Source organism: Vibrio sp. Isolate22 (assembly GCF_022398115.1).
Lineage (GTDB): Bacteria > Pseudomonadota > Gammaproteobacteria > Enterobacterales > Vibrionaceae > Vibrio.
On sequence record NZ_JAKEUW010000003.1, the window covers coordinates 32,505 to 45,648 of the forward strand.

Sequence of the window (13,144 nt, forward strand, 5' to 3'; positions counted from 1 at the left end):
AAAGAGAGAAGAAAATATGACTAAAAAGAATAAGCCGACAAAGATTGTGTTGGCACACATCAACGACACCCACTCATACTTTGAACCAACGTCATTACAGCTATCACTTAAAATGAACAACCGCATCATTGAACCTTATGTCAGTGCCGGTGGTTTCGCTCGAATTGCAACACGCTTTAAACAGATTCAACAAGACGCTCAGCGACAAAAGGTTGGAACCCTTTTTCTTCATGCTGGGGACTGCTTTCAAGGCACTTTGTACTTCTCACTCTTTAAAGGTAAAGCCAACGCCGATCTACTGAATGCGCTGAATATAGACGCAATGACCCTTGGCAATCACGAGTTGGACATGGGTAATGAACCTGTGGCTATGTTCGCAAAGAAGATCCAATTTCCACTCTTAGCTGGTAACTGGAATTTGTCGAATGAGGATATCAATAAAACTCATACGTTAGCGGACAACGAAATTGTTAAGCCTTACTTAACTGAAACACGAAGTGCTTCTTTTATAACGAAGGCGTTCGATGGCGAAAAAGTCGCTATTTTCGGCTTGAGCATCGATAAGATGGCCAGCATTGCAAACCCTGATATCGATACACCATTTGAAAATGCCCTAGAAACAGCGAAAGCGACCATAGAGCAGATTCATAAAGCCGGTATCAATAAAATTGTTTTACTCAGTCACCTTGGTTACGAAGCCGATTTAGAGCTTGCAGCCAATGTATCTGGTATTGGCGTAATTGTTGGCGGGCACAGCCACCGCTTACAAGGGGACTTCTCAGATATCGGCCTGGTTAAGGACGATGACTACGGCGTTAAAGTGGGCGACACCTACGTTGTGCAAGCAGGCTTCCACGCAATGAGCCTCGGCCATTGCGAAATAGAGTTTGATTCACAGGGTAAAGTGATTCAGTTCAAAGGTAAAAATGAATTACTGTTAGGGCGTCGACTATTTATAGATGCTAAGTTGAGTGAGGTTAGGCAGGACGATGCTCATGATATGGCGTGTGAGTACCTTAATAATCACCCGAACATCTCGGTGTGTAAGAAAGATCCTGAGCTGCAAAGCATCCTTACGGATAAGTATCAGCCTAGGGTACGTAAACTACAGCAACAAGTAATTGCTCATGCAGACACCAAACTTCGGCATGTTCGAATCCCTGACGAAAACGGACCAAGCCAACTTGCACCGCTTGTCGCACAATCATTCCACTATTTAATGAACCAAAAAGGTCATCAGGTAGACTTCGCCATCCATAACTCTGGTGGGGTAAGAAACTCACTTAATAGTGGTGATGTGTCCGTTGCCGATATTGCCGGAAAGCTACTACCGTTTGCCGTACCTATTGGGATGTATGAGATAAAAGGCGAGACCATTGCCGCTATGCTCGAAGGTGCCATTAATAATGCGTTGGATAACGGCGTAGTGGGGACAGGATCGGGCAGCTTTCCTTATACCCATAACTTAAGGTTTTGCTACCACAAAGAAGCGCCAATCGGGCATCGTATCCATCACTTGGAAATTCATTCAGAAGAGTCAGGTTGGCAGCCAGTTTCCCGTGAACGTATTTACCGAGGTGCATCTTCGGCTTACACAATGAAAGGAAAAGAGGGTTACAACGCTGTACTGGATATGATTGGTGACGGTATCGTAACGACTTACTCGATGGCCGACTGTTTTATTGCGTTCTTACAAGACAATCCAGAGTCACTAAAATATAACGAGCCACTAAATTGCATGGAGTGTTTTAGGTAAACATTCGCAAAATGAACCATTTATAAAATTGGCACTGTTTATGCTTAGTTTCTAGGGCAAGTTCCTGTGGAGGCAAAGCATGAATAGGAAAGATTGGTTGGATGCAGCCGCTGTTGTTGGCTGGGTTTCTGTTTGGTCTGCATTGGTATATCTCGTTCCAATGGCGGGCATATAGCATACCTAGGCTCAGCATCTTAACGAGACTCAATAACTGAACGAATGGTATTTAACGTGTTGTTAGCAGGCTTCAGAGCAAGCTATTGCCATGAGTGGTATTGTCGGAATCAATACGAGTCTCTTATTGACAGACGGGCACAAATAAAAAAGGAGCGCTTTGCTCCTTTTTTATTAATTTCTGAAAATTTATCTAGACGAAACAAAGTTTGCGGAATATTATCCACGCGTTTGGGGAGTAGTTAGCGCAAGTTTACGTATCGTCATCTCGTTAGGCCAAGTGTCTATCCGGTGCGTAAAGGTGAAATCCCATATTTCACTTCAACGAGACCAACGCAATCACAGTCAAGATCCGTCGTGGAGCTTGATATGTTTTGTTTGCGGAAGGTCTTTGAACAGTTCTTCCGCCCGGAGGAATAATGAACTCAACTCAATCTCTATTATCTACCAATAGTGAATCCTTTTTTTCATCGCCAATCATGACGACGTATGTGGGCTTTTTCCTACTGACGGTCATTCTCGTTTCTATTGATATTTATCAGACTCGTGGTGGCAACGTCACAATCAGAAAAGCGGCAATCTGGAGTATTTTCTGGTTCTTGCTAGCATTCTTGTTTGCAGGCTCTATCTACCTGTTTTGGGATATTTACGCGCCAAACAGTGATTACACAGCGCAGAAAGCGACCGTATCATTTATCACTGGTTACTTGTTGGAAAAATCACTTAGTGTCGATAACTTATTCGTGTTTGCGATGATCTTCGCGCAATACCAAGTTCCTGAACATCTAAGACCTCGAGCGCTTCTTTGGGGTGTTATTGGCGCATTGGTGTTACGTGCAATCATGATCGCGTTAGGTGCGCAATTACTCGCTGAATACCACTGGGTACTTTATGTGTTTGCTGCGTTCCTAATTGGTACAGGTATCAAACTAGCATTAGACAAGGGCGAAGAGGAGAGTGTGAATACACTACCTGAAAAGCTACTTCGAAAAATTATGCCAGTGACAGAAGATTTCCATGGCCCGGCATTGATGATCAAACAAGGTGCAAAATGGGTGCTGACACCAATGATGTTGGTGATAGGTGCGATAGCGGTTATGGACGTAATGTTTGCTTTGGACTCTATCCCTGCAATTTTCGCGGTAACGCAAGAACCATTCCTGGTACTTGCAGCTAACGTGTTTGCATTGCTTGGCTTACGTTCTTTGTACTTTGTACTGCAAGGTATGATGGACAAGTTCATTTACTTGAAGCCTGCACTTTCATTCATCATGGTGTTCATTGGTGTGAAAATGCTATTGGTTGATAGCGAGTGGGCTATCCCGACATACTGGTCTTTAGCGGTATTGGTTTCTACCATGACGATTGCGGTTATAGCGTCGATTTATGCAAAGAAGCCAGCTATTGAACAAGTAAATTAAAACAAATATAACTTATCGAAAACTCGATAACTAACACGTGGTCAATGAAGCAAGAAATTTATTTATGTAAATTTTATGTGACATTGGCCACTTTTGTTTGTGGTCTTTTTAGACTAAATGCATGATTTAAGCATTGTAATGAATTATTAGTCAGCTTTGGTGAATAGGTATTTTGGGGGGCTTGTTAATGGTTTGTTTTATTAGAAAAACTAATCTCAAAATCTAAATTTAGTCATTTTTTAACCTGCAAAAGATCACTTATTATTCTTGTTATCAGAACGAAACATACAAACAAATTTATAGAGAGGCAATCATGGCTCAAGCAGTACAAATGAATACTATCGCTGTTCCTAACTCTATGGATAAGAAGACCTACTCGGTTAACTTCAAAGGATTGATTGCACACATTTTTGATATTCTTTTCGTAGACAACTCTCCACGTAGTTACTACGCAAGCGACCTATCTGGTCACATGCAGCGCGATATCGGTATTAACCGTTAATCTAAGCGTAAACGCATAGAATAGATGAAATAAAGAATTTAAAAAACGCCAGCTTATTCAGCTGGCGTTTTTGTATCTGAAAGAAAACGTAAAGTATCGCGGTCTTTAGATAAGTAGCTTCTATGAGGATCACGGTATGTCACACGCCAAATACAACTCACGATTGATTAAACTCTGTTTATTTGCCTTACCGATCGGCTTTTACTCTTCAGTGTCGGCAGCGCAAACTTGGAGCCACGAAGGGCAGCCAGCACAAGTAATTGAACTGTTCACGTCTGAAGGTTGTTCTAGTTGTCCTCCCGCAGATGCGTATCTAAGTACATTTGAAGACGATCCAGCACTTTGGACACAAGTTATTCCTCTCGCGTATCACGTCGACTATTGGGATTACTTAGGGTGGGGAGATAAATTCGCGAGCAAGGCCTTTAGTCAGAAACAACGACTATACAAAGCATACGGGGTAACAAGCGGGGTCTATACGCCGGGTTTTGTTGTTGACGGTAAGGAGTGGCGTGGCTACTTCAACTGGCTCGACCGTACATTGCCTTCACTCCCACAACAAAATAATCCCAAGCTGACGGTAAATCATAAAGGTGAGACCTTCAGCGTGAGTTACGAAGGTAAAGGTGACTATGTGGCTCATATCGCTCTATTGGCGATGAATGAAGTCACGAGTGTTAAAGCTGGTGAAAACAGAGGTAAGAAGTTAGAGCACGATTTCGTCGTAGTTTACGATGGTTACCAGCGTGGTGAATCGAAATGGCAATTCAATGTGGATTTCACGCCGTTAGTCGCCAAACCCGATGCCATTGCAGTGTGGCTAACAAAGCCCAACTCATATGCACCTGAACAAACGGTAGCAGGGTGGTTAAACTAGGTCTGCTCAAAGCAAACCCACGGCAAATAACCTATGGCGGCGATAAAGCTGGTCGCACTGTCGTTCTTCATAGGGTGTGAATTGGTTTAATTTGCTGTAACTGGTGACAAAGAGGCGATTTAGTTACGTAATAGCGCTGAAGTACGTTAATATAGCGCGCTATTATTTTAGCTTTGAGTTCCTGCAATTAATGACTAACACCACGACACCAACCAACTTCTCTGATCTTGGCTTAATTTCTCCACTGATGGCTCGCCTTACTGAGCTTGAATATCAACAGCCAACACCTATCCAAGCGCAAGTTATTCCTAGTGTGTTAGCAGGACGCGATTTGATTGCAGGCGCGAATACTGGCTCTGGTAAAACCGCTGCATTTGCACTTCCTCTGTTACAACAGATCCACGAAGGCGCACCTTTAGACCGTCGTTCGGGCAAAGGTAACTTCGTTTCTGGTCTTATCTTAGTGCCTACTCGTGAACTGGCGAAGCAAGTTGCTGACAGCGTTAAGTCTTACGCTGTTCACTTTAACGGTGCGATTAAGACAGTTTGTGTATTTGGTGGTGTGTCGGTGAACACGCAGATGCAAGCGTTACGCGGCGGTACGGATATCTTAGTGGCGACGCCAGGCCGTCTGCTTGACCTAATCTCAAGCAACGCAATCAAGCTAGATAAAGTCAAAACATTAGTGCTTGATGAAGCCGACCGTATGTTAAGCCTTGGTTTTACAGAAGAACTAGGCGCTATCTTGAAGCTATTGCCAACCAAGAAGCAAACTCTGTTGTTCTCAGCAACCTTCCCGGAGCAAGTTCAAGCTCTAACTGAAGAGCTACTCAATGACCCTCTAGAGGTTCAACTGCAAAGCGCGAACGCAAGTACACTGGTTCAGCGTGTATTCGAAGTAGAGAAAGGTCGTAAAACCGCTCTATTAGCGCATTTAATCAAGCAACACGAATGGCGCCAAGCTCTGATCTTCGTGAATGCAAAGAACAGCTGTGAACACCTAGCAGACAAGCTTTATAAGCGCGGTATTATTGCCGAAGTCTTCCACGGCGATAAAGGTCAGGGTTCTCGTACTCGTATCCTAGAAGATTTCAAATCTGGCGAGATCGACGTTTTGATCGCGACAGACATCGCAGCACGTGGTCTGGATATCGAAAAACTTCCAGTTGTTATCAACTTTGATTTACCGCGTAGCCCATCAGATTACATGCACCGTATTGGCCGAAGTGGTCGTGCCGGTGAGGTTGGCTTAGCGCTATCTCTGATCGATCACGAAGACTACCATCATTTCAAAATCATCGAGAAGAAGAACAAGATTCGTCTTGAGCGTGAGCAAATCGAAGGCTTTGAAGTCGATGCAGAAGCGGTAGCTGAATTGATTGCAGCGCTTAAACCTGTTGCGCCGCCTGCTGGCACAGGCAAGAAGAAAAAGAAGAAGAAAGCGGCACAAAACCAAGATGTGTGGCTGAAAAACAACTGATAATGATTCAGTAGATAATCGATATTTTAAAGGCGCTTAAAAGCGCCTTTTTTGTATTTGTTGATTGAGAACATCATTTGTACTAGAGAGGACTCTATCCATCAGTCTAAATCGTCGCCCTAACTCTAAATAGGTCGGTAAACAGCTTCGCAATCATCAAAATAATCAAAAGTGTGGTCAACATAAGTAGTGGCGTCTCAATCTGATAGACAGGAGTAAGATTCAAAGCGCCAGACGTTAGCACGACTAACAAGTTGATCCCCAGAATTCGATGGACCATGAGTTTTGGCGTTGCAAATACTTTCCATATCACAACACTATTAATGAAATAGAACAGGGCAAGTTGCCACAACTCAGTCATCATCGGCATGATGAATACATACTGAAGTAAAATAACGCTACCCGTTCCGATCACTCCGAAAAACGCGTCTTTAATGACACTCGGAGGCATAGTCGGCAGCATAGAAGAAAATACTCCAGCAATCATTGGAAAAACAAAACCACCGGGAACGGGAAGGTATATCCAGATCAGTAGTGACGTGACAAACATTGAAACACCCTGCAAGACTTTCCGGCCATCTTCATTTAAATGTTGAACAAAAGTACGATGCTCTTGGTGCCAGCATACCTTCTGGTTGCTACTCATAACTGAGGGAACACCTGCGACTAACGAGTGAGTAGGCGTCAATAGGTCTAACTGTTCCATATTGTAAATCAACGTCGTCCAATCAATCACTTTCGTTAGCTCACCACAAGTAAATTTCTGTAAACACGCTTGAATATGTGCCATTTCATTGATTCGTAAACGCCACGCTTTAACGTTTTGTTTTAAATGGTAACTTCCGGTAAGTGGTAAGCTTAACAGCTGATAAAGCTTGTTAACGTTAGCTGAATTAGACTCTAACGCTTCGATATCGAGTCGAGCTGGGTCTTGCATCGCTGATAACAAAGTTTCTCTACTTGCTTCAAAGCGCTCAATAAATTGTTGCTCTGTATTGACCGGCCAAAGCACGCGATAAACTAGCGAAAACGTGATTACGCCAAGAAGCGTTTCTTGTATACGTAACACAGCAAAATAGAAGGTCATCTGGTTGTCGAAACCACCCATGCAAGCAATGATTGAGCAAACAGCAAAGCCGATAGAAAAGACATATCCGTATTTGTCATCACTTGACATAAAAATACATAGGCCAAGAAATAGGGTAAAGAACGTCAGAAATAGCAACCGATCTTGTGAAAACATTGCGATAAGCAAAAAAGCATAGCCCGTTCCTAACAGGGTCCCCATTAGTCGGTTGTGACCTTTATTAATTGAATGTGCAAAGCTCTCATTTAATGCCATAACCGCAACCGCAATGGCTGCCCAGTAGGGTTTCTCCCATTGAAACCACAAAGCAAGACAAATCGCGATGACAATTGAAAGCGCAGCTTTGATCGCTTCTTTTGTTGAGGCACTGTACATAAAGATCACCGGTCTATTTGATTATCTTGATCGAAGCCGTCATGCCTACTCGAAGTTGTAATTCCTCAGGGACTTTATCGAGCTTTACTTTAACTGGAATGCGTTGGGCAAGACGAATCCATTGAAAATTGGGATTAACGTTTGGTAGAAGGTCGTTACCAGTGCTTCCATCTTGTTTGGCAATACCGAAACCTATACTTTTGATATGACCCTCTAACAGAATATCGTTGTGCATCATGAGGGTTACCAACGCCTTATTATTTGATTCCACACCCACTAGATCAGTTTCTTTGAAATAACCTTCAATCCAAAAACTCTCTTCGTCGATCAAAGCCACTACTGGAGTATTAGCGACTACTTGAGAGCCAGTGCGCAAATTGAAATTGGTAATATAGCCAGTGATTGGGGCGTAAACCTTCGTAAATTGCAGATTCAATTGTGCTTCTTCCACGTTAGCTTGTGCGAGCTGCACATTAGCCCCAGCAGTCTCAACGGCATTACTCAAATTGTTGAGCGTTAGAATCGGCACTGCGCCAGGTGTTCTTTTTTGTAAATTGAGCGCGCGTTGTTCTTCATTTTTCGCTTTTGCTAGTAGGGCAAGTGCTTGTTTTTGCGTTGCTAAAGCTTTGTGGTAAGCCGCGTTGTAAATACTAGGGTCGATTTCAAAAAGCAGGTCACCTTTGGATACATGAGAATTATCATCGACATGTACTTGAGTGATTTGACCTGTGACACGAGGTGTAATGGGTACAATGAAAGCACTAACCTGACCATCCCGGGTCCAAGGGTTACTTGTATAAGCTTGATAGTAGTTATAAGCAACAGTCCCTGAAGCTACGACCAATAGTAGTGAAATGAAATAGCGTTTAATCATGACTGGAGCCTTATAAGAAGGGGATAAACAATCCAATTGCGCCGGTAAACAAGACTATTAAGCAAACCTCTGCGATGGCAGGGAAGGCAACAAACTTATGTAACCCGAATTTGGTTGCGATTGCTCCTGTTAACATTGTGAGTAGGTAAGCTAGAGCAACTACCAATAGCAATGGGGGGAAGTAAATCTCACCCCAAACCAATTCGTGCGGCATTGTATTCATGTTTATTTTCTCTAACGTTTGAAGGCGGTAACGATAAAAGAATTCAGGCGAGGCTCACAATCGCTTATAGAGGATCCGATCCATCAAAGTGGTCATGTTTCGGTATATACTAGAGGGAGCGACACTTAGGTGTGGTGAATCTGTAATGCACTGAACCGATAACGAAGAAAGTACACAAGACATAATGAATTTTAGTATTGAACAACTTCTCGCATTTGTGACTGTTTATGAGCAATTGTCATTTAGTAGAGCCGCCATAAAGCTTAACAAGCATAGAACGACGGTTGGCCAGGTGATTACTAATCTAGAAGATCATCTTGCTGTTAGCCTTTTTGAAAGGGTAGGTCGTTCAGTAGAGCCTACGGAGGATGGGCACCTGCTTTACCATTACGCAAAGCAGACGATTGAACAGGCCCGGACATTCGACAAGGTTGCTCTAAGCCTGTCTTATGGTGGGTTGGAGAACATCACCATTGCTTACTCGAGTATTGTCCCTCAACGTGTTTTGGTGGATATTCGAAAACAGCTCAAGCATGATTTTCCAATGATGCGAGTAAATTTTCTGGTTAGAAACAAAGAGGAAATCAAACAAGGGCTGAAAAATGGCGAATATCACTTCGGCCTTGTTAATGTTCATAATAGTCGAGCTATGCACAGTTTAGATGCCACGTTTTTAGGGCACTTTGAGTTTTATCCGTTTGCACAAAAAGGCGGTGCAATTGCAGCTTTAGACAAAGATGAAGTGTTAGTGGCTTTACGTAACTCGAAGCAGTTCGTATTGAAATCGCAGATCGATGAAGGAATGTCAGAAAAGATTATCGTTAGTTCTGATTACGAAGAGATTGATCAGCTTGCATTGATTATCAAAATGCTTGAGGCAGGGTTAGGTTGGGCATTGTTACCGAAAGCGTTTTTTACTGATTATGAGTTTTCAAAATATCAGATAGAACCGATACACTCTGAACAAATGGTCGAAGGCTTCAAGTTTGGCTTTGCCTTGTGGTGCCCTCACTCAAAGCAAGTGAGCGAGGTGAAAGGCTCAATGTTATCTGTCATCACGGAGTATCGAAAACGACTCGTTAACAGCTTAAAATTATCCGAATCTTAAACAATAAAAAGGCGCTAAATTAGCGCCTTTTATTTTTCTATCAGACTTAATGCGAGATTACTTCTTACGACAGAACTCAGCGATCACATACATTGATTGACCGCCGTTAGTTTTACCAGAAACAAGCTTAGGATCGTCACCAACGCTGATTCCGCGGATAACCGTACCTTGCTTAATTACTTGGTTAGTACCTTTAACTGGAAGGTCTTTGATTACTGTTACGTCGTCACCTTTTTTAAGTTCAACGCCATTGCAATCAAGAGGCTTGTCATCAGCAGACATGCCGATTTGTGCCCATACTGATGTTTCTTCTTCCATGTACATCATATCTAGCGCGTCTTGAGCCCAGCTTTCTGAGTTAAGACGAGTTAGTTGGCGCCATGCTGTCACTTGAACAGGGGCTTCTTGGCTCCACATGCTGTCAGTTAGGCAGCGCCAGTGGTTAATATCTTTAGGCTCGTCAATCTCACCAAGACATTTGTCACATACCATGATGCCGTGATCCACTGTTACGTGGCTGTGTGGCGGTACTGCGTATGCAGTAAGAGAAGAATCAGAACCACATAGTTCACATTTAGATTGGCAGCGTTCTAGCATAGTAGCTTCAGAAGACATAATGGACTCACATTTATTAGGTATTAATTTACGGAGCTATTATCCACTTTATTTACAATAAAGAAAGAGGTCGTACGGTATTCTGTCTTGATTAATTTTAGCCGAGATCAACCATTTGTGTTTTAAAGTTTTATGCAAACGGTTAACTAGGCTTAGGTAAAAATTGCGGATACAAAAATGCCAGCGGTTAGGCTGGCATTTGGTTTCAGTGAAGGAGAGTTATTGTTCCAATACCGCTCCATTAACTGAGCCTGCTGATAAAGCATTGTCTACCAAGAAATCTGTAGCTTGTGTCTGCATGCTAATGTGATGGTTTAAATCTAGTGGCATAGGCGTAGTGTCATCTTGAGGAGCGACAAATGTACTGTGCGATGCCACATCACTAAACTTAACAAAGTCTTTAGTGCCGTTTGGGGTTGTGTTATTTCCATCTACTACTTCTAAGCTAAGTTTTGTAGCAAGTGGTGTAGTACCAGCGAACGGTGCATCCACAACAGTATTTGGCACAGTTTGATCGTCTTGTACTTGTCCCATATAAATAGGCATCTGAGTTGAAGCTGCTAGCAAGTAATCAGCATTAGTAAACGGGTCTACAGTATCTAACACGGTTTGTGCCGCATAAGCGAACTGTTGGTATGCTGCGGTCATTGTTGCTTTTTGTGCCGCAGTTGCATTACTTTCAAACGTGTTATAACAAACTTGATCTGTTAAACCCGTACAGTTAGCACTAGCGAAACTTGCGTATTCAGTAGAAGCGCCTAGTGCTACGTTATGCTTAACTTGCGGGCCAAAGAACGGTGAACCCAATAAAAGGTTAGATATTTGTCCGCCAGAGTTTTCAATAGCTGCAGCGCTGAAGCTGTATAAAGCATCGGCACTTGTGCTTCCCAGCGAGCGATTTGAAGCAGCGACAGCAGTTGTTCCAACAATACCGCCTAATGAATGCCCCAAGAACTTAACCTGTGATCCAGCAAATGCTTTCAAAGGCGAACCGGCAAGTAAACCAGCTTGCAAAGAAGCAGTTAAAGAGGCTCTTAAGCCCATTACATCCAATGAACTTTGGCGTACGTTATCGCGAGCTACAGGTAGGTTAGCAAGGTTCAAGTAAGCCAACACATCTGCGTTCGCTGAACGGGTTTCATCTAGACTGCGCGTACCATGTATTGGTAAGTCAATTGCGATAACAGCAACGCCAGCTCTCGCTAAATTGTAAGCGAACGCATAAGCATTTTCTTTAGCAGAGGTTATACCGTGTTGGTAAATCACCACATCAGTAGGATCTGCACCATTAGGTGTAAATAACAAAAACTCTACAGACTCTAATGATTTTACCTGAGGAACTGGAGAGTATTTCGTAATAACTCTTTCGCTATCAAGTGGTGAACCATCTGCTAAAGTCAGGTTTAGGCCAACCAGTTTAAGCTGTTCTGTTTGGTCAGTCGCTAATACACTAGTATCGATACCTGCTGCAACTAATTGAGCAGCCATGTTAGCTTGCTCGTTAGCATCTCGTAAGGCATTTGATACTTTAGCTAAGCTAGGCATACCTGATTCGAATGGCTGAGAATTCCATTCGCTAGTATTGGTTTCTAGGTAATAAGGTAACTGAACGAAACCCTGAGTCACATCAACGTTGTCAGTACCACCGTATAGTCCGTTAATCGCCCCCTTTAGAGTAGCGATAGTTGTCGCGTCACCGCCAGCAACATATTTATCGAAGTCTGTATCGTTTGCTAATGCTGTAGTGAAGAGTTCTGTAGAACCGAATTGCATTGTGTAAGCTGCCGTAAGATCGACAGAGTTAGGGTTTGCGCTGCCTTTCCAGACACCATTTAGGTTTGTCGCTGCCAATCCTGTTGCCGTAGCGCCTTTAGTAGCAAATAGCGTGTCTCCAACAGACTCAGTAGTAAACCAAGTTGAATAGATGATGTTGTCTGTATCCAGGTTAATTGCACCTGCTGCTGTCGCGCCAGCGAAGATCTTCTCAACCCCTTGAGTGACTTGTTGAGCTTGAGCAAGGCTACCTTCGGTATAAATCACTGCACTCGATTTTAGTGCAGCGTAACTTGCTGACATACCAACAGGATCACCATTCACATCCGTAAGTTCGTTTGACAGAGCCAACACATACTCACTGGAGGCATCAAGTGAATCATCAAATTTGATCGTGAACGTGTCAGTTGCAGAACTAGATGCGACCTTAAAATCAATACCTAGCGTCAATACCTTTGTAACACTTGGTGTGGTCTCAGATGTAAGTGAACCACTAAGTTTTAAAAGATAAACGCCACCAGTCGCAGCACCATCCGCTAATCCAGCACCTTCAAAATCCATGATGATCGGCATAGAGGTCGACCAACCATCCATGGTATTCATTGCGGCAATAGGGTTAGTCAATGAGTCGTCACCACCAGTCGGTAGGCCGAGTGTGCCGTCTGTCGTATCCATCAACGCAAAGCTTGGAAGAGGAACTGCGATGTCTGCACCTGTTAGCTGAAACTTGATACTCGTTGCTTGTGCAAGTGAATCTTGGATGTATTGCTCATACTGAATTGCTGTTGAAGCACCAGAGCTTGATGTGTCGTCACCACAACCAGCAAGAAACATTGCTGAAGCAAGCAGCGAAACATTAAATAACTTTTTCATGTTTTG

Annotated in this window: 11 protein-coding genes; 6 read left to right on the forward strand and 5 right to left on the reverse strand. The window is 43.1% G+C overall.

Features of this window, described 5'->3' with window-relative positions:
- The first annotated feature begins 16 nt into the window (after positions 1-16).
- The 5 genes from L1D55_RS02990 to L1D55_RS03010 all read left to right on the forward strand — a co-directional run bounded on the left by L1D55_RS02990 (position 17) and on the right by L1D55_RS03010 (position 6,210).
- Positions 17-1,756 carry a bifunctional UDP-sugar hydrolase/5'-nucleotidase gene (locus L1D55_RS02990; protein ID WP_239916461.1) on the forward strand — a complete coding sequence of 580 codons (1,740 nt, stop codon included), beginning with the start codon at positions 17-19 and terminating at the stop codon, positions 1,754-1,756.
- Between the two features lie 593 nt (positions 1,757-2,349).
- Entirely contained in the window at positions 2,350-3,351 is a 1,002-nt protein-coding gene (locus L1D55_RS02995) for a TerC/Alx family metal homeostasis membrane protein (RefSeq protein ID WP_239916462.1), read from the forward strand.
- A 313-nt stretch (positions 3,352-3,664) separates the two neighbouring features.
- Positions 3,665-3,853 carry a hypothetical protein gene (locus L1D55_RS03000; RefSeq protein WP_017059812.1) on the forward strand — a complete coding sequence of 63 codons (189 nt, stop codon included), beginning with the start codon at positions 3,665-3,667 and terminating at the stop codon, positions 3,851-3,853.
- A 136-nt stretch (positions 3,854-3,989) separates the two neighbouring features.
- Entirely contained in the window at positions 3,990-4,730 is a 741-nt protein-coding gene (locus L1D55_RS03005; protein ID WP_239916463.1) for a DUF1223 domain-containing protein, read from the forward strand.
- Between the two features lie 190 nt (positions 4,731-4,920).
- Positions 4,921-6,210, forward strand: a complete 1,290-nt coding sequence (locus L1D55_RS03010; protein ID WP_239916464.1) for a DEAD/DEAH box helicase — start codon at positions 4,921-4,923, stop codon at positions 6,208-6,210.
- Positions 6,211-6,316: 106 nt separating this feature from the next.
- Here L1D55_RS03010 and L1D55_RS03015 read toward each other — a convergent pair whose 3' ends face one another.
- From L1D55_RS03015 to L1D55_RS03025, 3 genes are read right to left on the reverse strand one after another with little or no spacing between them, the layout of a single operon-like run.
- On the reverse strand, positions 6,317-7,672 hold the full coding sequence (locus L1D55_RS03015) for an FUSC family protein (RefSeq protein WP_239916465.1): 1,356 nt from the start codon (positions 7,670-7,672) through the stop codon (positions 6,317-6,319).
- A 13-nt stretch (positions 7,673-7,685) separates the two neighbouring features.
- On the reverse strand, positions 7,686-8,546 hold the full coding sequence (locus tag L1D55_RS03020) for an HlyD family secretion protein (protein WP_239916466.1): 861 nt from the start codon (positions 8,544-8,546) through the stop codon (positions 7,686-7,688).
- 10 nt (positions 8,547-8,556) lie between these two features.
- Positions 8,557-8,769 (reverse strand): DUF1656 domain-containing protein, encoded by a 213-nt coding sequence (locus L1D55_RS03025; RefSeq protein WP_239916467.1) that lies wholly within the window; start codon positions 8,767-8,769, stop codon positions 8,557-8,559.
- 184 nt (positions 8,770-8,953) lie between these two features.
- On the opposite strand from L1D55_RS03025, the gene L1D55_RS03030 reads away from it, so the two are divergent.
- The gene (locus tag L1D55_RS03030; RefSeq protein WP_239916468.1) at positions 8,954-9,877 is read left to right on the forward strand and encodes a LysR family transcriptional regulator; all 924 of its coding nucleotides are present in this window, start codon (positions 8,954-8,956) and stop codon (positions 9,875-9,877) included.
- Between the two features lie 57 nt (positions 9,878-9,934).
- On the opposite strand, the gene L1D55_RS03035 is transcribed toward L1D55_RS03030, so the two are convergent.
- Positions 9,935-10,492 (reverse strand): PhnA domain-containing protein, encoded by a 558-nt coding sequence (locus L1D55_RS03035; RefSeq protein WP_102423169.1) that lies wholly within the window; start codon positions 10,490-10,492, stop codon positions 9,935-9,937.
- A 219-nt stretch (positions 10,493-10,711) separates the two neighbouring features.
- The gene (locus tag L1D55_RS03040; RefSeq protein WP_239916469.1) at positions 10,712-13,138 is read right to left on the reverse strand and encodes a VolA/Pla-1 family phospholipase; all 2,427 of its coding nucleotides are present in this window, start codon (positions 13,136-13,138) and stop codon (positions 10,712-10,714) included.
- Between the last annotated feature and the right edge of the window lie 6 nt (positions 13,139-13,144).